The organism is Microbacterium sp. NPDC055521, assembly GCF_053619695.1.
The window spans coordinates 28,642-50,436 of record NZ_JBSHJX010000005.1; the positions used below are offsets into that span (position 1 = coordinate 28,642).

14 protein-coding genes and 1 tRNA gene are annotated in these 21,795 nt (G+C 68.7%); 12 read left to right on the forward strand and 3 right to left on the reverse strand.

The window, feature by feature from the left end; translation table 11 throughout:
• Window positions 1–1,245 carry an LCP family protein gene (locus tag ACWGSM_RS06805; RefSeq protein ID WP_452322172.1) on the reverse strand — a complete coding sequence of 415 codons (1,245 nt, stop codon included), beginning with the start codon at window positions 1,243–1,245 and terminating at the stop codon, window positions 1–3.
• Between the two features lie 161 nt (window positions 1,246–1,406).
• Here ACWGSM_RS06805 and ACWGSM_RS06810 point away from each other — a divergent pair, with 161 nt between their 5' ends.
• The 4 genes from ACWGSM_RS06810 (at window position 1,407) to ACWGSM_RS06825 (ending at window position 6,819) form a co-directional block, all read left to right on the forward strand.
• Entirely contained in the window at window positions 1,407–3,083 is a 1,677-nt protein-coding gene (locus tag ACWGSM_RS06810) for an ABC transporter substrate-binding protein (protein ID WP_452322173.1), read from the forward strand.
• A gap of 69 nt (window positions 3,084–3,152) precedes the next feature.
• Window positions 3,153–4,157, forward strand: coding sequence for an ABC transporter permease (locus ACWGSM_RS06815; RefSeq protein ID WP_452322174.1), 1,005 nt, complete (start codon window positions 3,153–3,155; stop codon window positions 4,155–4,157).
• Entirely contained in the window at window positions 4,157–5,104 is a 948-nt protein-coding gene (locus ACWGSM_RS06820; RefSeq protein WP_452322175.1) for an ABC transporter permease, read from the forward strand. The genes ACWGSM_RS06815 and ACWGSM_RS06820 overlap by 1 nt, the downstream gene beginning before the upstream one ends.
• Window positions 5,101–6,819, forward strand: coding sequence for an ABC transporter ATP-binding protein (locus ACWGSM_RS06825; protein ID WP_452322176.1), 1,719 nt, complete (start codon window positions 5,101–5,103; stop codon window positions 6,817–6,819). Before ACWGSM_RS06820 ends, ACWGSM_RS06825 begins: the two co-directional genes overlap by 4 nt.
• A gap of 10 nt (window positions 6,820–6,829) precedes the next feature.
• Here ACWGSM_RS06825 and ACWGSM_RS06830 read toward each other — a convergent pair whose 3' ends face one another.
• Window positions 6,830–7,333, reverse strand: a complete 504-nt coding sequence (locus tag ACWGSM_RS06830; protein ID WP_452322177.1) for a hypothetical protein — start codon at window positions 7,331–7,333, stop codon at window positions 6,830–6,832.
• A 204-nt stretch (window positions 7,334–7,537) separates the two neighbouring features.
• Here ACWGSM_RS06830 and rpoB point away from each other — a divergent pair, with 204 nt between their 5' ends.
• From rpoB to ACWGSM_RS06850, 4 genes are all read left to right on the forward strand, one after another.
• Complete coding sequence (rpoB, locus tag ACWGSM_RS06835) at window positions 7,538–11,038, forward strand: DNA-directed RNA polymerase subunit beta (RefSeq protein WP_452322178.1); 3,501 nt, start codon at window positions 7,538–7,540, stop codon at window positions 11,036–11,038.
• A gap of 46 nt (window positions 11,039–11,084) precedes the next feature.
• Entirely contained in the window at window positions 11,085–14,960 is a 3,876-nt protein-coding gene (rpoC, locus tag ACWGSM_RS06840) for a DNA-directed RNA polymerase subunit beta' (protein ID WP_452322179.1), read from the forward strand.
• A 100-nt stretch (window positions 14,961–15,060) separates the two neighbouring features.
• Window positions 15,061–15,966: a PfkB family carbohydrate kinase gene (locus ACWGSM_RS06845; protein ID WP_452322180.1), complete on the forward strand. Its 906-nt coding sequence runs from the start codon at window positions 15,061–15,063 to the stop codon at window positions 15,964–15,966.
• 86 nt (window positions 15,967–16,052) lie between these two features.
• Window positions 16,053–16,133, forward strand: a tRNA-Tyr gene (locus ACWGSM_RS06850).
• 72 nt (window positions 16,134–16,205) lie between these two features.
• On the opposite strand, the gene ACWGSM_RS06855 is transcribed toward ACWGSM_RS06850, so the two are convergent.
• Window positions 16,206–16,523: a DUF2249 domain-containing protein gene (locus ACWGSM_RS06855; protein WP_313357669.1), complete on the reverse strand. Its 318-nt coding sequence runs from the start codon at window positions 16,521–16,523 to the stop codon at window positions 16,206–16,208.
• Window positions 16,524–16,580: 57 nt separating this feature from the next.
• On the opposite strand from ACWGSM_RS06855, the gene ACWGSM_RS06860 reads away from it, so the two are divergent.
• The 4 genes from ACWGSM_RS06860 to ACWGSM_RS06875 all read left to right on the forward strand — a co-directional run bounded on the left by ACWGSM_RS06860 (window position 16,581) and on the right by ACWGSM_RS06875 (window position 21,786).
• Window positions 16,581–17,240 (forward strand): helix-turn-helix transcriptional regulator, encoded by a 660-nt coding sequence (locus ACWGSM_RS06860; protein WP_452322181.1) that lies wholly within the window; start codon window positions 16,581–16,583, stop codon window positions 17,238–17,240.
• A gap of 170 nt (window positions 17,241–17,410) precedes the next feature.
• On the forward strand, window positions 17,411–18,469 hold the full coding sequence (locus ACWGSM_RS06865) for a hypothetical protein (protein WP_452322321.1): 1,059 nt from the start codon (window positions 17,411–17,413) through the stop codon (window positions 18,467–18,469).
• The gene (locus ACWGSM_RS06870) at window positions 18,466–21,135 is read left to right on the forward strand and encodes a multicopper oxidase domain-containing protein (RefSeq protein ID WP_452322182.1); all 2,670 of its coding nucleotides are present in this window, start codon (window positions 18,466–18,468) and stop codon (window positions 21,133–21,135) included. The genes ACWGSM_RS06865 and ACWGSM_RS06870 overlap by 4 nt, the downstream gene beginning before the upstream one ends.
• Before the next feature lie 168 nt (window positions 21,136–21,303).
• On the forward strand, window positions 21,304–21,786 hold the full coding sequence (locus ACWGSM_RS06875; RefSeq protein WP_452322183.1) for a nucleoside deaminase: 483 nt from the start codon (window positions 21,304–21,306) through the stop codon (window positions 21,784–21,786).
• Window positions 21,787–21,795: the final 9 nt, after the last annotated feature.

The window sequence follows — 21,795 nt, forward strand, 5'->3', positions numbered from 1 at the left end:
TCAGCGCCGTTTGCCCCCCGAACAGGTCTGCTGGTTCAGATCTATGCCGCTGATCTGCTCCGACAGCACGACGCCCTCCGTCGCAGACGGTGCGGGGCTCGGCGCCTCGGATGCAGGGGCTGACGCCTCCGGCGCCGCGGGCGACGCCGTCGCGTCCTCGGCGACCACACCGCCGTGATTGCTGGCCTCGCCGGTGATCTGCATCGACTCGCCGGTGCGGATCGCCGCCCACATCGGCTCCGCGGCGCTCTCATCGGTCACGACCCGGTCCGGGTCGGACGGGGCCTCGACGGTGGGCAGCTGCAGGAACTTGAACTCGTCGAACGGGACGTCCTTCAGCGCGAGCCCGAGCTGTGCGAGCCGCACCGGGTTGGCGAGCTCCCTGCTGGGCTCGACGTTGTCGGCGACGACATTCGCGAGGCGCAGCACCTTGGGCACGTCGGTGAGGGTCTCGCTGCTGAGGATCTTCTTGGCCAGACGCGACATGTACTGCTGCTGGTTGGAGATGCGGGCGAGGTCGCTGCCGTCGCCGATCCCCTTGCGCACCCGGATGAACTGCAGCGCGTCGTAACCCGACACGGTGCGCAGCCCCGGAGGCCAGTCGATCCCGGTGTCGCGGTCGCGGATGCCCGTGCCGCCGATGCAGATCTCGACGCCGCCGATCGCGTCGGTGATCTTCATGACGCCGTCGAAGCTGAGCTTCGCGGCGAAGCCGATGTCGATTCCGCTCAACGCGGCGACCGACTTCACCACGCACGACAGCCCGGCCCGCTCGAAGACGGTGTTGATCGCCGCGGAGGATGACGCGGATGCCACCGAGCCGTCCTCACGGGTGCACTCGGGCACCTCGAGCATCAGGTCGCGCGGCAACGAGACGACGCTCACCTTGCGCGGTTCGGCTGAGACGTGCACGAGCAGGTTGACATCGTTGCGGACGCCGTCTTCGCCGACGCACCGGGGACCGAGCTTCTGCGTCGACACCTCACCGCACTCGTCCGTTCCGACGAGGAGGATCGCGAATTCGCCCGGGTACGCCGCCAGCGACGGGGGAGCGACCTCCGGCGCGTCCTCCAGATCGACCGCACCCTGATTCACCCGAAGAGTGAGATCCGCGGCGAGGAACCCGCCGATCCCGAGCGCCGAGACCGACACGACGGCGAGGCCGATGCCCAGCATCCGCAGCGCCGACCCCCATGCCGAGGGTGTGCGGTGCGGGGCGTGCTGAGCGACGGGGGTGCGCGTCATGGCATCCGACCCTACAGCGCCCGCCCCGGGCCGACCCGATACCGGATCGCAACATGCAAAAGTTTGGCGATCGCCGAGGCGCTGAGTAGCGTCAAGACATCATGTGCGGATGCGATGGGGCATCCGATTCATGCGAGGAAGCATTCACAGAGAGGCACACCATGCTCCACAGCACCCGCAGGCGAGGTATCGCACTCGCCGCCGGCACCGCCGTCGCAGCAATGCTGCTGACCGGCTGCGTCGCCAGCCAGCGCGACGACGACAACGGCTCGAAGTCCTCCGGTGACGTCGACAGCACCTTCGTCTTCGCCGCGTCATCCGACCCGCAGGGCCTCGACCCCGCGCTCGCGCAGGACGGCGAGACCTTCCGCGTCTCGCGTCAGATCTTCGAGGGACTGGTCGGCACCGAGCCCGGCACCGCAGACCCGGCACCGCTGCTCGCCGAGTCGTGGGAGTCGTCCGAAGACGGCATGACCCACACGTTCGACCTGAAGACCGGGGTGAAGTTCCACGACGGCACGCCGTTCAACGCCGAAGCGGTGTGCTTCAACTTCGACCGCTGGTACAACTGGACCGATCTGCTCGCCTCCGAAGCGCTCGGCTACTACTACAACAAGCTCTTCCGCGGCTACGCGTCGAACGCGGCCGACGCCGTCTACAAGTCGTGCACGCCCGACGGTGACGACAAGGTCACCATCGAGCTGAACAAGCCGTTCGCCGGTTTCATCGCCTCACTGTCGCTGCCGGCGTTCAGCATGCAGAGCCCGTCGGCGCTCGAGGAGTTCAAGGCCGACGAGGTCGGCGGCACGGCTGCGGCGCCGACGCTGTCGGAGTACGCCAAGGCGCACCCCGCCGGCACCGGGCCGTTCCAGTTCGATTCGTGGGCTCCGGGCGAGAACGTCACGCTCAAGGCCTTCGGCGACTACTGGGGTGAGCAGGGGCAGATCGACGAGGTCATCTTCCGCGTGATCGACGACCCGACCGCTCGGCGCCAGGCGCTCGAAGCGGGCGACATCGACGGCTACGACCTGGTCGGCCCGGCCGACACCAAGGCCCTCGAGGAGAAGGGCTTCACCATGGTGTCGCGCAAGCCGTTCACCGTCCTCTACCTCGGCTTCAACCAGGCTGTGCCCGAGCTGCAGGACATCAAGGTGCGCGAGGCACTCTCGTACGCGATCGACAAGGACGCGCTCATCAAGCAGGTGCTGCCCGAGGGTACCGAGAAGGCCACGCAGTTCGTGCCGCCGGTGGTCACCGGCTACAACAAGGACGTCACGACCTTCGAGTACGACCCCGCCAAGGCGAAGTCGATGCTCGAGGAGGCCGGCTACACGGCTGACAAGCCGCTCACGCTGACCTTCAACTACCCGGTCAACGTGTCGCGTCCGTACATGCCCAACCCTGAGCAGATCTTCACGGTGCTGGCGAAGCAGCTCGAGGAGGCAGGTGTGAAGGTCAACCCGCAGACCGACGCCTGGAGCCCGGACTACCTGGAGAAGATCTCCAGCACGCCCGACCACGGCATCCACCTGCTGGGCTGGACCGGCGACTACAACGACACCGACAACTTCGTCGGCGTGTTCTTCGGACAGAAGAGCGCGGAGTGGGGCTTCGACAACCCGGAGCTGTTCTCGGAGCTGGCGGATGCCCGCGGCATCTCGAACCTCGACGACCAGACGAAGGCGTACGAGAAGATCAACGAGGACGTCGCGGAGTTCATCCCGGGCGTCCCGCTGGCGCACCCGGCACCGACGCTCGCGTTCGACAAGCGGGTGAAGAGCTACCCGGCCAGCCCGGTGAACGACGAGGTCTTCTCGGAGATCGTCCTCACCAAGTGATGCCCGCCGCGTCGTCCGCCTCGGACCTGTGAGGTCCGGGGCGGACGACGCGCACCGACGGAGAACTTCGTGCTGCGAACTATCGGCAAGCGGCTGCTGCTGCTCATCCCCACGCTCTTCGGCCTCAGCATCCTGCTGTTCGCCTGGGTCCGCGCCCTTCCCGGCGGACCCGCGGTCGCCCTGCTCGGCGAGAAGGCCACACCTTCCGCGATCGAGCAGGTCAACCAGCTGTACGGCTTCGACCGGCCGCTCATCGAGCAGTACGTCACCTGGATCGGCAGACTGCTGCAGGGTGACTTCGGCTCATCGATCGTCACCTCCAGGCCCGTCGTGGAGGAGTTCTTCCGCCGCTTCCCGGCCACGATCGAGCTCAGCGTCGCGGCGCTCATCTTCGCGGTCGGCGTGGGCATCCCGCTCGGCTACTGGGCGGCTCGCCGCCACGGCAAGTGGACCGACCACAGCGCGGTGATCTTCAGCCTGATCGGAATCACCATCCCGGTGTTCTTCCTGGCCTTCATCCTGAAATACATCTTCGCCGTGCAACTCGGCTGGCTGCCCTCGGACGGCCGCCAGAGCCCGCGGATCAACGCCACGCACGTGACCGGCTTCTACGTCTGGGACGGCATCATCACCGGCGAGTTCGACGCGTCGTGGGATGCCATCCTGCATCTGCTGCTGCCGGCGCTCGCGCTGGGCACCATCCCGCTGGCGATCATCGTGCGCATCACCCGGGCCAGTGTGCTCGAGGTGCAGAACGCCGACTACGTCCGCACCGGCAAGGCGAAGGGCGTGGCACCCTCGACCCTGCGCAACCGGTTCATCCTGCGCAACGCGATGCTTCCCGTGATCACCACGATCGGCCTGCAGACCGGCCTGCTGATCTCGGGCGCGGTGCTCACCGAGACGGTGTTCGCCTATCCCGGCATCGGGTCGTTCCTCGCGCAGTCGATCTTCGCGCGCGACTTCCCCGTGCTGCAGGGCTTCATCATCTTCATCGCGATCGCGTACGCGCTGATCAACCTGGCCGTCGACGTGTCGTACAGCCTGATCGATCCGAGAGTGAGGGTTCAGTGATGAGCGCAGTGCTCCCACCCGCACAGGGCGGCGCGGTGCTCGACACCGTCGCCGTCGCACAGGCCGATCTGACGTCGGGCGGCGGCTTCTGGCGCGACGTGTTCCGACGCCTGCGCCGCAACCCGGCCGCGTGGTTCGGGGCCGTGATCGTGCTGCTGTTCCTGCTGGTCGCGGCGCTGGCGCCGCTGCTCGCGCCCTATCCGGAGCGTGCGCTGCCGGGCACCGAGTACATCACACCCACCGGCATCCCCGGGATCGGAGAGATCGACGGGTTCCCGCTCGGCCTCGACCGCTTCGGCGGCGACGTGCTGTCGAAGCTCATCTGGGGCGCGCAGGCGTCGCTGCTCGTCGGTGTGGTCTCGACCGCCCTCGGACTGGTCGGGGGCATGGTGCTCGGACTTCTGGCCGGCACCTTCGGCGGCTGGGTCGACACGCTGATCATGCGCATCGTCGACATCATCCTCTCGGTGCCCAACCTGCTGCTGGCGGTGTCGATCGCCGCGATCCTCGGGCAGACTCCGTCGGCGGTGATGATCGCCATCGGAGCATCCCAGGTGCCGATCTTCGCCCGCCTGCTGCGTGCGTCGATGCTGCAGCAGCGCTCGGCGGAGTACGTGCTCTCGGCGCAGACCCTCGGTCTCGGCCGCGGCCGCATCACCATGTCGCACGTGCTGCCGAACGCCATCGGCCCGGTCATCGTGCAGGGCACTCTGACGCTCGCCACCGCAGTCATCGACGCGGCGGCGCTGTCGTTCCTCGGTCTCGGCGGCGGACGACCCGAGACGGCCGAGTGGGGCCGGATGCTGACCTACGCGCAGAACGAGCTCGCGATCGCACCGCAGCTGGCCTTCCTGCCCGGCATCTGCATCGCCGTGACCGCGCTGGGCTTCACACTGTTCGGCGAGGCGCTGCGCGAGGCCATGGATCCCCGGACGCGTGCGCGATGAGGAACGACAAGATGAACACGAATCCGGATGCCGTGCGACAGCCGCTGCTGCAGGTGTCGAACCTGGCCGTCGACTTCAGCACCATGGACGGCGTCGTGCACGCCGTCGAAGGTGTCGACCTCGAGATCGCCCCGGGCGAGACCGTCGCGATCGTCGGCGAGTCCGGCTCAGGCAAGTCCACCACGGCCATGGCCGTGATCGACCTGCTCGCCTCGGGCGGGCGTGTCACCGGCGGCAGCATCGCCCTCGACGGGCGGGAGCTGGTCGGCATCTCGGAGAGCGAGATGCGGAAGATCCGCGGACGCGACATCGGCATGGTGCCGCAGGATCCGATGTCGAACCTCAACCCCGTCGCCAAGATCGGCACGCAGGTCGCCGAGACGCTGCTCGCGCACAGCCTCGCCAACCGCGGCAACGTGCACGAGAAGGTCATCGAGGCACTCTCGGCCGCCGGCCTTCCCGACCCCGAACGTCGTGCCAAGCAGTACCCGCACGAGCTGTCGGGGGGTCTCCGCCAGCGAGCCCTCATCGCCATCGGGCTGGCCTGCCGGCCGCGCCTGCTCATCGCCGATGAGCCCACCAGTGCGCTCGACGTGACGGTGCAGCAGACGATCCTCGACCAGCTCGACGAGATGACGCGCGAGCTCGGCACCGCCGTGCTGCTGATCACGCACGACCTCGGCCTCGCCGCCGAACGCGCACAGCGCGTGGTCGTGATGCATCGCGGACGGGCGGTCGAGCAGGGCCCGGCGCGGCAGATCCTCGAGGCGCCGCAGCACCCGTACACGCAGAGTCTGGTGGAGGCGGCGCCGTCGATCGCCGCTGCCCGGCTGCAGCCGGAGGTGTATGACGCTTCGGCAGGCGCAGCGGCCCAGGATGGAAAGTATGGCTCGGCAGGCTCGGCAGGCTCGGCAGCCGAGCAGCCAGCCGACAACATCGTCGAGATCGAGGGGCTGCGCAAGGTCTACCCGATCCGCGGGCAGGCGGAGGACTTCGTCGCCGTCGACGACGTCTCGCTCGCGATCCCGCGCGGCAGGACGGTGGCGATCGTGGGGGAGTCCGGCTCGGGCAAGACGACCACCGCGCGCATGCTGCTCAAGCTCATCGAGCCGACCGCCGGCACGATCCGCTTCGAGGGCAACGACATCGCCAGGCTCGACCGCGCGCAGTCGCGCGAGTTCCGCCAGCGCGTGCAGCCGGTCTTCCAGGATCCGTACTCGAGCCTGAACCCGATGTTCACGATCGAGCGGCTGATCGCCGAGCCGCTGGACTTCTACAAGCGCGGCAACCGGGCCGAACGTCGTGCGCGCGTGCGGACGCTGCTCGATGACGTCGCGCTGCCGCACTCGATGCTGCAGCGCTACCCGTCGGAGCTGTCCGGCGGTCAGCGTCAGCGCGTCGCCATCGCCCGGGCCCTCGCGCTCTCACCCGACCTCATCGTCTGCGATGAGCCGGTCTCGGCGCTCGACGTGCTCGTGCAGGATCAGATCCTCACGCTGCTCGGCGACCTGCAGAAGGAGTACGGACTCAGCTATCTGTTCATCTCGCACGACCTCGCGGTGGTGCGTCTGATCAGCGACTACGTGTGCGTCATGAAGGACGGCGCGCTCGTCGAGGCGGCGAGCTCGGAGGAGATCTTCACGAACCCCCGCCATCCGTACACGCGCCGGCTGCTGGCATCCATCCCCGGCAACGAGCTGGGCATCGCGTCCTGACGCGGCGGATTCAGTCTCGCAGCCCGGGGTCGCTCGCCCAGCGCCGCGCCAGCGCGCGCACGCGCAGAGCGCGCGCCTGCCATGAGAGCCACAGCACCGGCCACAGCAGCGCTGCGGTCGGTCCGCCGAAGGTGAGTCGGTCACGCCACAGCGTGCGGTCGGGCCGGCCGGGCTGAGCGGAGACCGCCATCTGGTGGTCCCACACGTCGAGTCCGGCGAGCGGGCCGGTGAGCGGGATGCCGCTGTCGCGGAGGATGCGCACCGCGCCGTCCGGTCGATCGACCGTGCGGTCGCTGATGTGGATCAGCTGCGTGCCGACCGGGATGCGGCCGAACGCGGCCAGTCGCACGGGCACCTCGTCGCCGGGCATCCACCGCTCGGGCAGCGCCTGCGGCAGCAGCGGCCGCATCTGCAGCAGGGGAGCGTACAGCTCGCCGACGACGCGGGGTGAATGCAGTGCGCGCCAGGCGCTTTCGACGTCGCAGTCGATGGTGAACTTCAGCACGATGCGCATACTGCAGTGTCGCTCATACCCCAGCATCCGGCATTGGTCAAGGATTCCGCTTGCCATGTCGCGAAATCGTGCGTATAGTTGGTAGTTGCGCTCGCTTCTCCGTGCCCTCATATGGTGGTCGGCATTCGTTGAGCTCTCGAGCGCGTTCTCCACCGACGTCTAGGAATCGACCAGCCCCTGCCCGGGCTCACGGAGGTTACTCCCTTGGCTGCTGCTCGCAACGCATCCACATCCACCACCAACAAGAACGGCCGCGGAGTCTCCCGCCTCTCGTTCGCCAAGATCTCCGACACGCTGACGGTCCCCGACCTGCTCGCGCTGCAGACCGAGTCGTTCGGCTGGCTCGTCGGAAACGACGACTGGAAGGCACGCGTCGCCGAGGCCAAGAAGGCCGGCCGCAGCGATGTCTCCGAGGTCTCGGGTCTCGGTGAGATCTTCGAAGAGATCTCCCCGATCGAGGACCTCGGCGAGACCATGCAGCTCTCGTTCACGAACCCGTACCTCGAGCCCGAGAAGTACTCGATCGACGAGTGCAAGGAGCGCGGCAAGACCTACGCCGCCCCACTGTACGTCGAGGCCGAGTTCATGAACCACCTCACCGGTGAGATCAAGACCCAGACGGTCTTCATGGGCGACTTCCCGCTGCAGACCGGCAAGGGCACGTTCATCATCAACGGCTCCGAGCGCGTCGTCGTCTCGCAGCTCGTCCGCTCGCCCGGCGTCTACTTCGACAAGACCCCCGACAAGACCAGTGACAAGGACATCGTCACCGCTCGCGTCATCCCCAGCCGCGGCGCGTGGCTCGAGTTCGAGATCGACAAGCGCGACCAGGTCGGCGTGCGCATCGACCGCAAGCGCAAGCAGTCCGTCACCGTCTTCCTGAAGGCGCTGGGCATGTCGAGCGAGCAGATCCTCGCCGAGTTCGCCGGCTTCCCCTCGATCGAGGAGACGCTGGCGAAGGACACGATCCTCACCCAGGAAGACGCGCTGCGCGACATCTACCGCAAGCTGCGTCCGGGCGAGCAGGTCGCCGCCGAGGCCGCGCGCTCGCTGCTCGACAACTTCTACTTCAACCCGAAGCGCTACGACCTCGCCAAGGTGGGTCGCTACAAGATCAACCAGAAGCTCGGTCTCGCAGCTCCCCTCACCGACTCGGTGCTGACCGTCGACGACATCGTCGCGACCATCAAGTACCTGGTGCGCGTGCACCGCGGCGACGAGACCTTCTCTGGGCTCCGCGGCGGCAAGAAGGCCGAGATCCGCATCGCGACCGACGACATCGACAACTTCGGCAACCGCCGCATCCGCGCCGTCGGCGAGCTGATCCAGAACCAGGTCCGCACCGGTCTGTCGCGCATGGAGCGCGTCGTCCGCGAGCGCATGACCACGCAGGACATCGAGGCGATCACCCCGCAGACCCTGATCAACGTGCGTCCCGTCGTGGCTGCGATCAAGGAGTTCTTCGGCACCTCGCAGCTGTCGCAGTTCATGGATCAGAACAACCCGCTCGCGGGTCTGACCAACAAGCGCCGTCTGTCGGCCCTCGGCCCCGGCGGTCTCTCGCGCGACCGCGCCGGCGTCGAGGTGCGCGACGTGCACCCCTCCCACTACGGCCGCATGTGCCCGATCGAGACCCCGGAAGGCCCGAACATCGGCCTGATCGGTGCGCTGGCGACCTTCGCTCGCATCAACTCGTTCGGCTTCATCGAGACCCCGTACCGTCGCGTCGTCGACGGTGTCGTCACCGACCAGATCGACTACCTCACGGCAGCCGAGGAGGTCGATTTCAACATCGCTCAGGCGAACGCGCCGCTCGACGCGAAGAACAAGTTCCGCGAGAGCCACGTGCTGGCACGCCCCCGCGGCGGAAGCGGTGAGGTCGACCTGTTCCTGCCCGAGGAGATCGGCTACATGGACGTCTCGCCGCGCCAGATGGTGTCGGTCGCGACCTCGCTCGTGCCGTTCCTCGAGCACGACGACGCTCAGCGCGCCCTGATGGGCGCCAACATGCAGCGTCAGGCCGTGCCGCTGCTGCGCTCGGACTCGCCGCTCGTCGGCACCGGCATGGAGGGCTACACCGCCATCGACGCCGGCGACGTGATCACCGCCGCCAAGGCCGGTGTCGTCAGCGAGGTCTCGGCAGACCGCGTGGTCGTCATGCTCGACGAGGGCGGCACGCAGGAGTACCACCTGCGCAAGTTCGACCGCTCCAACCAGGGCACCTCGTACAACCAGCGCGTGATCGTCAGCGCCGGTGAGCGCGTCGAGGTCGGCGAGGTCATCGCCGACGGACCAGCCACCGAGAACGGCGAGCTCGCGCTCGGCAAGAACCTGCTCGTCGCGTTCATGCCGTGGGAGGGTCACAACTTCGAGGACGCCATCATCCTCAGCCAGGAGCTGGTGAAGGACGACACTCTCTCGTCGATCCACATCGAGGAGTACGAGGTCGACGCCCGCGACACCAAGCTGGGCAAGGAGGAGATCACCCGTGACCTCCCCAACGTCAGCCCTGAGCTGCTGAAGGACCTCGACGAGCGCGGCATCATCCGCATCGGCGCAGAGGTCCGCCCCGGCGACATCCTCGTCGGCAAGGTCACGCCGAAGGGCGAGACCGAGCTGAGCGCCGAGGAGCGCCTGCTGCGCGCCATCTTCAACGAGAAGAGCCGTGAGGTTCGCGACACCTCCCTGAAGGTTCCGCACGGTGAGCAGGGCACCATCATCGCCGTCAAGGAGTTCGACGCCGAGGAGGGCGACGACGAGCTGGGCTCGGGCGTCAACCGCCGCGTCGTGGTCTACATCGCTCAGAAGCGCAAGATCACCGAAGGTGACAAGCTCGCCGGCCGCCACGGCAACAAGGGCGTCATCGCGAAGATCCTGCCCGTCGAGGACATGCCGTTCATGTCGGACGGCACGCCGGTCGACGTCGTGCTGAACCCGCTCGGCATCCCGGGTCGAATGAACTTCGGCCAGGTGCTCGAGACCCACCTCGGCTGGATCGCCAAGACCGGATGGAAGGTGGAGGGCAACCCCGAGTGGGCCGCCCAGCTGCCGGAGAACGGTCGCGACGTCGCCCCGAACACCAAGGTCGCGACCCCGGTGTTCGACGGTGCCAGCGAGTCCGAGATCTCGGGCCTGCTCGACTCGACCCTGCCGACCCGCGACGGCGTGCGCCTGATCGACTCGTCGGGCAAGACGCTGCTGTTCGACGGCCGCTCCGGCGAGCCGTTCCCGGCACCCGTCTCGGTCGGCTACATGTACATCCTGAAGCTGCACCACCTCGTCGACGACAAGATCCACGCTCGCTCGACGGGCCCCTACTCGATGATCACCCAGCAGCCGCTCGGCGGTAAGGCGCAGTTCGGTGGACAGCGCTTCGGTGAGATGGAGGTGTGGGCTCTCGAGGCCTACGGTGCGGCGTACGCACTGCAGGAGCTGCTCACGATCAAGTCCGACGACATCCTCGGTCGCGTCAAGGTGTACGAGGCGATCGTCAAGGGCGAGAACATCCAGGAGCCCGGCATCCCCGAGTCCTTCAAGGTGCTCATGAAGGAGATGCAGTCGCTCTGCCTGAACGTCGAGGTGCTCTCGGCTGACGGCACCGCCGTCAACCTGCGGGACACCGACGACGAGGCCTTCCGCGCAGCGGAGGAGCTCGGCATCAACATCTCCAGCCGTTTCGAAGCCGCGTCGATCGACGAGATCTGATCTCGGCAATCGACAAGCGACAGATTTTTTCTACACAGGAGAACTAGTGCTCGAATCAACCACTTTCGATGAGCTTCGAATCGGCCTGGCCACCGCTGACGACATCCGCGGATGGTCCTTCGGTGAGGTCAAGAAGCCCGAGACGATCAACTACCGCACGCTGAAGCCCGAGAAGGACGGCCTCTTCGGCGAGCAGATCTTCGGACCCTCCCGCGACTGGGAGTGCGCCTGCGGCAAGTACAAGCGTGTCCGCTTCAAGGGCATCGTCTGCGAGCGCTGCGGCGTGGAGGTCACCAAGAGCTCCGTCCGTCGTGAGCGCATGGGTCACATCGAGCTCGCCGCTCCCGTGACGCACATCTGGTACTTCAAGGGTGTTCCCTCGCGCCTCGGCTACCTGCTCGACATGGCGCCGAAGGACCTCGAGAAGGTCATCTACTTCGCCGCCTACATGGTGATCTCGGTCGACGAGGATGCTCGTCACCGCGACCTCGCCACGCAGGAGAACAACATCCGGCTCGAGCTGAAGACGCTCGGCGACCGCCGCGACGCGAAGATCGCGGAGCGGATGGCGAAGCTGGAGGAGGAGCTCGCTGCTCTCGAGGCAGAAGGCGCCAAGGCCGACGCCAAGAAGAAGGTCAAGGACGCCGCCGAGAAGGAGATGACTCTCACCCGCAAGGGTGCCGACGAGGCGATCGCCAAGCTCGAGCGCGTCTGGGAGGACTTCCGCACCCTCGAGGTCGGCGTGCTGCGTCCCGAGGACGACGTGTTCCACGAGCTGCAGGACCGTTTCGGCCAGTACTTCGAGGCGCACATGGGTGCCGAGGCGATCAAGCGTCGCCTCGAGACCTTCGACCTGAAGGCCGAGTCCGAGAGCCTGCACCTGCAGATCTCGGAGGGCAAGGGTCAGCGCAAGATCCGTGCGATCAAGCGCCTGACCGTCGTCAACTCGTTCCTCGAGACCGGCATGAGCCCGGCCGCGATGGTGCTCGACGTCGTGCCGGTGATCCCGCCGGAGCTGCGTCCGATGGTTCAGCTCGACGGTGGCCGCTTCGCGACCAGCGACCTGAACGACCTGTACCGCCGCGTCATCAACCGCAACAACCGTCTTCGTCGTCTGATCGACCTCGGCGCCCCCGAGATCATCGTCAACAACGAGAAGCGGATGCTGCAGGAGGCCGTCGACGCGCTGTTCGACAACGGCCGCCGCGGTCGCCCCGTCACCGGAACCGGAAACCGCGCCCTGAAGTCCCTCAGCGACATGCTGAAGGGCAAGCAGGGTCGCTTCCGTCAGAACCTGCTCGGCAAGCGCGTGGACTACTCGGGCCGTTCGGTCATCGTCGTCGGTCCGCAGCTGAAGCTGCACCAGTGCGGTCTGCCCAAGCAGATGGCTCTGGAGCTGTTCAAGCCGTTCGTGATCAAGCGTCTGATCGACCTCGGTCACTCGCAGAACATCAAGGCTGCCAAGCGCGCCGTCGAGCGCACCCGTCCCGAGGTCTGGGACGTGCTCGAGGAGATCATCCGCGAGCGTCCGGTGCTGCTCAACCGCGCACCCACGCTGCACCGTCTCGGCATCCAGGCGTTCGAGCCGCAGCTCGTCGAGGGCAAGGCCATCCAGCTGCACCCGCTCGTCTGCGCGGCGTTCAACGCCGACTTCGACGGTGACCAGATGGCTGTGCACCTGCCGCTGTCGGTCGAGGCTCAGGCCGAGGCCCGCGTGCTGATGCTCGCCTCGAACAACATCCTCAAGCCGTCGGACGGCCGTCCGGTCACCCTGCCCTCGCAGGACATGATCATCGGTCTGCACCACCTGACCACGGTCAAGGCGGGCGCTGCCGGTGAGGGTCGCGCGTTCGGCTCGGTCTCCGAGGCGATCCTGGCGAAGGACGAGGGAACCCTCGACCTGCAGGCGAAGATCCGCATCCGCATCCCGGGGCTGACCTTCCTCGAGGGCGAGGCCCCCGAGGGCTACGAGCGTCACGGTCTCGTCGATGCGTCGCTCGGTCAGGCGATCTTCAACGACGCGCTGCCGAAGGGCTACCCCTTCGTGCGCGGTGTCGCCGACAAGGGCAAGCTGTCGCAGATCGTGAACAAGCTGGCCGAGGAGTACCCGAAGGTCGAGACGGCCGCCACGCTGGACCGCATCAAGGATGCCGGTTTCCACTGGGCGACCCGCTCTGGTGTCACCGTCGCGCTCAGCGACATCCTCACCCCGCCGAACAAGGCCGAGATCGTCGCCACCTACGAGAAGCAGGCTGCGAAGGTCCAGTCCCAGTACGACAAGGGTCTGACCACCGACGCCGAGCGCCGTCAGGAGCTCATCAAGATCTGGACCGAGGCGACCGACGAGGTCCAGGCCGCGATGCGCGAGAACTTCCCCGAGGACAACACCATCAACCGCATGGTGTCGTCGGGTGCTCGTGGTAACTGGCTGCAGATCCGCAACATCGCGGGTATGCGCGGTCTGGTGAACAACCCCAAGGGTGAGATCATCCCCCGTCCGATCATCTCCTCGTACCGCGAGGGCCTGTCGGTGGCGGAGTACTTCATCGCGACGCACGGTACCCGCAAGGGTCTGGCCGACACCGCTCTGCGCACCGCCGACTCGGGTTACCTGACCCGTCGTCTGGTGGACGTCTCGCAGGACGTCATCATCCGCGAGCAGGACTGCGGCACGTCGAAGGGCCTCGAGCTCCCGATCGCCGCGCCGAACTCGCAGGGTGTGCTGACGCGCGACGCGAACGTCGAGAACTCGGTGTTCGCCCGCACCCTGGCATCCGACGTCGTCACCGAGGCCGGCGAGGTCGTCGCCACCGCCGGTGAGGACGTGGGTGACGTGCTGATCGACAAGCTCGTCGAGGCCGGCATCGAGACCATCAAGGTCCGCTCGGTGCTGACCTGCGACTCGGCCGTCGGCGTCTGCGCGCAGTGCTACGGCCGTTCGCTCGCGACCGGCAAGACCGTCGACATCGGCGAGGCCGTCGGCATCATCGCCGCTCAGTCGATCGGTGAGCCCGGTACCCAGCTGACGATGCGTACCTTCCACACGGGTGGTTCGGCCTCGGCCGACGACATCACCCAGGGTCTGCCGCGTGTGCAGGAGCTCTTCGAGGCGCGTACCCCGAAGGGGGCATCCCCGATCGCCGAGGCCGACGGCCGCATCACGATCGAGGAGACCGAGAAGGCCAAGAAGGTCATCCTCACGCCCGACAACGGTGACGAGGAGGTGGTCTACCCGGTGCTGAAGCGTGCGACGCTTCTCGTCGAAGACGGCCAGCACGTCACCGTCGGTCAGCCCCTGCAGGTCGGCACGCTCGACCCGAAGGAGGTCATGCGAGTCATGGGTGCCCGCGAGGTGCAGAAGTACCTCGTCGGCGGCGTGCAGGGCGTGTACCGCTCGCAGGGTGTGCCGATCCACGACAAGCACATCGAGGTCATCGTTCGCCAGATGCTGCGCAAGGTCACCGTGGTCGACCACGCTGACACGACGCTGCTTCCGGGTGAGATGGTCGACCTGAAGCGCTACCAGCAGATCAACCGCGAGGCCGTGGCAGAGGGCAAGCGCCCCGCGTCGGGTCGCCCGGAGCTGATGGGTATCACGAAGGCGTCGCTCGCGACCGAGTCGTGGCTGTCGGCGGCATCCTTCCAGGAGACGACCCGCGTGCTCACGCAGGCCGCCATGGAGGGCAAGCGCGACCCGCTGGTCGGTCTCAAGGAGAACGTCATCATCGGCAAGCTCATTCCGGCCGGAACCGGTCTGTCGAAGTACCGTGACATCACGGTCGAGGCGACGGAAGAGGCCAAGAGCGAGCGCTACCCGAACCGGATCTTCGCATCCGACGGGGCGTACGCCGATGGCGACTTCGGCTACGTCGACTTCGACGCGTTCTCGACGGACGACATCACCCCCGGCACCTACAACTGATTGCTGGAGTGAGTTGAAGGCCCCGGCCCCTCTTCGGAGGGCCGGGGCCTTTCCCGTCCCCCGGCTCCCGTCGGCCGACCGCCCGCGGTACCCTCGCAGGATGACTGCTGTGGTGATCGGGGATGCCCTGATCGATGAGATCCGGGATGCTGCGGGTGTGCGCGAACTGGTCGGCGGGGCCGCCCTGAACGTGGCCGTCGGCCTGCGTCGGCTGGGCGTCGAGACGACGCTGATCGCGATGGTCGGCGACGACGAGGCGGGGGAGCACATCCGCGAGTACCTGCGCGATCACGGCGTGAGGCTGATCGACAGCACGGCCCCTCTCGGGTCGTCGAGGGCGGTGGTGACGTGGTCGCCCGCCGGTGAACCGCAGTACGCGTTCAACGATGCGGCTCGTGGCCGCAGCATCCGGTACGGCCACGAGGCGCGCGAGGCGATCTCGACGGCCGATGTGGTCGCGATCAGCTGCTTCCCGTTCGACCGGCCCGATGAGGTGGATGCCTTGGTCGACGCGCTGGCGGATGCCCGCATCGCCCTCGACCCGAACCCTCGCAGCGGCATGATGGGCGACGTGGCGGAGTTCGTGCGCGGGTTCGAGCGCCTGGCCGCCAGGGCGGCGCTGGTGAAGGTGGGCGCCGACGATGCGACCCTGCTCTACGACGGGAACCTCGACGCGCTGCGCGCTCGTCTCCGCCGACTCGGCGCAGGCGCCGTGCTCGCCACCGCGGGCGCCGACGGAGCGGTGCTCGAGTCGGACGCCGGAGTATTCCGGGCGCCGATCGCGACGCTTTCCGGCCCGGTGGTCGACACCGTCGGCGCGGGGGATGCGACCCTCGCGGCGGTCGCTGCTGGGCTGTCGAACGCCGAGCCGAAGACGGATGCCGAGTGGCAGCAGCTGCTCGATGACGCCATGCTCATCGCCGCGGCGACCTGCCGCGCCCAGGGGGGCCTGCTGCGCACTCCGGAGTCGCTGCGCGAGTCGGAACGGGGCGTTTTCGGCAGCTGACCGTTCGATTTCTCACCGCCACCGACGACCGGTATGCTTGATCTTCGCGCCCCCGGTTGGCTGAGAAAGCCGGACGGGTGTGCACTGGCAAGTTGCCCGAGCGGCCAAAGGGAGCTGACTGTAAATCAGCCGCGTAAGCTTCGGGGGTTCGAATCCCTCACTTGCCACATCCAGACCGAAGGCCCTCGCGATGCGAGGGCCTTCGTCTTTCCCGGGGTTCTGAACGCACCGCCGCCGAATCAGCCGGCGTTGCGCACCAGGATCCGCCAGCGCTCGGGTCCCTCGTCGAGGTATCGAGTGTGGAACGTGTCGCCGTGCTTGCCGCGCAGCTGCGTCATCAGCGGCACCGGGTCGTGCGTTGCCGAGATCACCAGGGCGCCGCCGGGCTGCAGCGACTCGATCGCGCCGAAGATCGCCGCGTGACGCACCGCGTGCGGGATGGCCTGCGCGTCGAGCTCGGGCAGCTGTTCGTCGTGGCCGCCGCAGGCGCAGCCGGTGCCGCCGGCGGTCTGCGACGTGGCTTCTGAACGCGACCGGTGGATCTCGATGCTTCCCATGGGGTTCTCCGTCTCCGAGGGTGGGGCTACGTGCTCGATTTTACTACACTGGATACCGTGGAAAATACAGAGGTGGCCGGAGCCGAACCCGTTCGCCGCGGCGCGGACGGCCGCCGGCACTCGTCCACGCGCGAGCGCATCCTGCGTGAGGTCGAGTCGCGCACCTCGGCATCCATCTCCGACATCGTCGCCGCCACCGGACTGCATGAGAACACCGTCCGCGAGCACCTCGATCGGCTCCGCCGCGACGGACGCGTGCGCCGGGTGCGCGCCGAGGTGCAGGGGCGCGGGCGACCGGCGTGGCGCTGGCAGACGCCTCCCGCCGACGCCGTCGATCCGTACGCGGGCCTGGCGCTCGCGCTCGCCGACACCCTCACCCGGGTCTCCGCCGACCCGGTCGCCGAGGCCCGCGCCTCGGGTGAGCAGTGGGGCGATGAGATCGCGACCCGGCATCCGGATGCCGCCGCCGACCCCCGCGCGATGATCCTCGACGTCATGCGCGAGCAGGGCTTCGCGCCGACCGACGACGGCGACGAGATCCGGCTGCACCGGTGCCCGCTGCTCGCCGCGGCCGCCCGCCGCGCCGACGTCGTCTGCGCGGTGCACGAGGGGATGATCGCCGGCATCCTGCGCTCCCGCGACGAGACGGCGGATGCCGAGTTGCTGCCGTTCCGCGCCGACGGCGCCTGCGCCCTGCACCTGCGGAGCGCATCGTGACCGCCGGCTCGCGCCCGCCCGCCCCGGGCCCAGCCGCCCCCGCTCCAGCCGCCCCAGCCGCGAAACCGGATTCTGCGAGAGAAACCCCGCCGCGCGTGGTTTCTCACGCTGAACGTGGTATCTCACGGCGCCCGGCGCGCGGCCGCCGACCTGGGCTTCGGCTGGTGTGGATGCTGCCCGCCGGCCTCGCCCTGCTGGCCGGGCTCGACGCCGGGCTGCTGCTGCTCGGGCTGCCCGCCCCGGTGACGGCCGAGCGGCTGCCCGCGGTGCACGGCATGCTTCTGGTGCTCGGCTTCGTGGGAACGCTGATCAGCCTCGAGCGGGCGACCGCCCTCGCCCGGCCCCTCGGCTACGCCGCGCCCGCACTGCTCGGCGCCGGAGGGATCCTGCTCGTCGTCCCGGTCGTGCCGCTGGTCGCCGCGAAGATCGTGCTCGCTGCGGGCACGGCATGTTTCGTCGGGCTCTACATCCCGCTGTGGCGTCGGCAGTACGACCACGCGCTGCTCACGCAGCTGCTCGCGGCGGGCCTCGCGCTCGCCGGGGCGCTGATCTGGACCGGGCAGGATGCCATGACCCGCGTCGTCCCGTGGCTGGTCGGCTTCCTCGTGCTGACCATCGCCGCCGAGCGTGTCGAGCTCGCCCGCATCACGATGGGACCGCGGGCGGGCATCCGGCTGCTCGTGCACGGCTGGGCGGTGACGGCCGCGCTCGTCATCGGCCTCGTCTTCCCCGATGCCGGGGCGATCCTGCTCGGCGTGGCCCTGCTCTCGCTCACCGGCTGGCTCGTCGTGCACGACGTCGCTCGCCGCACGATCCGCGGCACGGGTGTGACGCGGTACATGGCCGCGTGCATCCTCGCCGGGTACGTCTGGCTCGCGGTCGCGGCTCTGGTGCTGCTGCTCGGGATGCCCGCCGCGCAGCCGGCCTATGACGCGGTGGTGCACGCCGTCTTCCTGGGCTACACGTTCTCGATGATCATGGCGCACGCCACGACGATCCTTCCCGCGGTGCTGCGGGTGCGCCTGCCGTACCGGCCGGCGTTCTGGGTGCCGATCGCCCTGCTGCAGGCCGCGCTCGTCGTGCGGGTGTGGCTGGGCGACGGGCTCGGGATGCCGGTGGCCTGGCGCGTCGGGGGAGTGCTGGGCGTCGTCGCCCTGCTGCTGTTCGTGCTGACGGCCATTTACAGTGCGATGCGCGGGCAGAGCGCGGGCGAGGGGAGCGCGTCATGACGAAGAACCGCGGATTCTGGCCCCTGCGCGACATCCCGACGGTGGTGTGGCTGCTGCTCACGGTGATCGCCGCCCTCGCGCACCGCTCGCTGCCGATGCCCGGCTGGCTGATGATCCACCTTCTGCTGCTGGGCGCCGTCACGCACGCGATCCTCGTGTGGAGTCAGTACTTCTCGTTCGCGCTGCTGCGCAGCGCCGCCACCGACCGTGACCGCCGGCACCAGAGCATCCGGCTGATCCTGTCGAACTCGGCCACGACGCTGGTGATCACCGGCGTGCTCAGCGGCGTCTGGGCGGTGACGGTCGCCGGTGCCGCCGTGCTGATCGTGGCGGTGGCCTGGCACGCCGCGTCGCTCGTGCGGCGCGTGCGCGGCAGCATGCCGGGCCGCTTCGGCGGCACGATCCGGTACTACATCACCTCCGCCGCGCTGCTGACGATGGGTGCCGCGCTCGGTGCGTGGCTCGCTCGCGGCGACTCCGAACCTCACGTCGTCGTCGCGCATGCGCTGATCAACGTGCTCGGCTGGATCGGTCTCACGGTGGCGGGCACCGTGGTGACGCTCTGGCCCACGATCCTGCGCACGCGCGCCGACGAGGGCGCCGCGGCCGGGGCATCCCGGGCCCTGCCCGTCCTCGCCGGCGGCGTGGTCGTCGCGGCGGCCGGCGCCGCGGTCGCGCACCTGCTCGTCGTGGCTGCGGGACTCGCCGCGTACGTCGTCGGTCTGGTGATCATCTTCGTCTCGCTGTTCCGCGCGGCGCGGCAGAAGGCTCCGCGCACCTTCGCCGCACTGTCGGTCGGGGCGGCGCTGATCTGGTGGGCAGGCACGGTCGCCATGATCGCGGTCGGGGCAGTCGCCGCCGCGCTGGACGGCGGCGGCTTCACGGCACTCGACGCCCTTTTCGGCCAGGTCGTGCCGTACCTGGCCGCGGGATTCGCGGCGCAGGTGCTCGTCGGCGCGCTGAGCTACCTCGTGCCCGTGGTGCTGGGCGGAGGCCCGACCCCGGTGCGCGTCGGCACGGCCGCGTTCGACACAGCCGGCGTGCTGCGCGTCACCGTGGCCAACGCCGCGCTCGCCGTCTGCGCGCTGCCGGTGTCGAGCTTGATGCGCGTGGTCGCCTCGGCGCTGTACCTGGTCGCGATGGCATCGTTCCTCATCGTGATGTGGCGCGCGATGCGCGCCCAGCGGCACGCGAAGACAGCCGAGCCCGTCGACGTCGGCGAGGGCCCGCGCCGCCGCGGTCCGATCGTTCCCGAGGGGGAGCAGGCGCCGGGGCGGCGTGCCGGTCAGGCGGTGGCGGGACTGCTCGCCGTGGTGCTCGTCTCGGCCGGTCTCGCCGCGATCGATCCGGTCGGTCTGGGCTGGAGCGCCGCTCCCCCCGGAGCCGCGGATGCACCCGTGCAGACGGTTCGGGTCGAAGCGGCGAACATGCGCTTCACCCCGAATCGCATCGAGGTGCCCGTGGGCACCCGCCTGGTGATCGAGGTCGCGAACACCGACGACGAGCAGGTGCACGATCTCGTCTTCGCCAACGGCGTCGCCGGCCGGCGACTCGCCCCCGGCGAGAAGCAGACGATCGACGTCGGCGTCATCACCGCCGATCTCGACGGGTGGTGCTCGATCCTCGGGCACCGGCAGATGGGCATGACCCTGCAGATCGTCGCCACGGGCGCGGAGGCGGACGGCGGCTCGCACGCGACACCGGATGCCGGTGGGCACGACATGAGTCACATGGACGGCAGCGCGACCGGATCGGCACCCGGGGCGGCGGACCGCACCCGGACCGCGCCCGACCTGATGGCAGAGCCCGGGCCAGGATTCACGCCCTACGATGCCGTGCTGCCCGCGCTTGCGGCATCCGATGCTCCGGTCACCCGCGAGATGACCCTCACCGTCCGCGACGAGAAGCGCGAGGTCGCGCCGGGGGTCACGCAGACGCTGTGGACCTACAACGGCGCCGCTCCCGGGCCGCTGCTGCACGGCCGGGTCGGCGACCGATTCGTGATCACCCTCGAGAACAGGGGCGCGATGGGGCACTCGATCGACTTCCATGCCGGCTCGCTCGCCCCCGACCGGCCGATGCGCACCATCCCTCCCGGTGAGAGCCTCACCTACACCTTCACCGCGACGCGCGCCGGCATCTGGATGTATCACTGCTCGACCATGCCCATGACCGCCCACATCGCGAACGGGATGTACGGTGCGGTGATCATCGAGCCCCACGACCTTCCCGCCGTCGACCGCAGCTACGTGCTCGTGCAGGGCGAGTACTACCTCGGCGACCACGACGGCGGCATGGTCGACCTCGACCGCATCGCCACCGGAGACCCCGACCTCGTCACCTTCAACGGATACGCGAACCAGTACGACCATGCGCCGCTGCCGGCGCGGGTCGGCGAGCGCGTGCGGGTGTGGGTTCTGGATGCCGGGATCGAGCGCCCGAGCAGCTTCCACATCATCGGCGGCCAGTTCGACACGGTGTGGTCGGAGGGCGCCTATCTGCTCGACCGCTCGGCCGACACCGGGTCGCAGGCTCTGGCGCTGCAGCCCGCGCAGGGCGGGTTCGTCGAGCTGATGTTCCCCGAGAAGGGCACCTATCCGTTCGTGTCGCATCTGATGATCGACGCCGAACGGGGAGCGCACGGCCTCTTCGCGGTGGGCGAGTAGCGCCTCGCCCGACGTGGCCCGGACGGCTTGGACGGCCCGGACGGCGGGACGGCTTACGGATCGGGGGCCGACACTCCAGATGACGGACGCTTCACGGCGATCGGGCCGACATCTGGAGTGTCGGCCCCCGAAGTGTGGTCGGCGCAGCCGGATGAGAGGGTGGAAGTTATGGATGCCACAGACCTGACCCACCTGCGCCGCTGCGTCGACCTCGCGCGTGAGGCGCTCGACGCCGGCGACGAGCCGTTCGGTTCGCTGATCGTCTCCGCCGACGGAGAGGTGCTCCTCGAGGAGCGCAACCGGGTCGCCGGTGGCGATCACACCCGGCATCCGGAGTTCGAGATCGCGCGGTGGGCGGCGGCGCATATGTCACCGCAGGAGCGGGCGGATGCCACGGTGTACACCTCGGGAGAGCACTGCCCGATGTGCTCGGCCGCGCACGCCTGGGTGGGCCTCGGGCGCATCGCGTACGCGACGTCGTCTGCGCAGCTGTCGCAGTGGCGCGAGGAGTGGGGGCTCGGACCAGGGCCGGTGGCGGCGCTGCCGGTGCAGACGGTCGCTCCCGGCATCCCGGTCGACGGGCCCGCAGACGATCTCGTCGACGAGGTCAAGGAGCTGCAGCGACGCCTCACCGACCGCCGGTCTTCCTAGACTGGATCG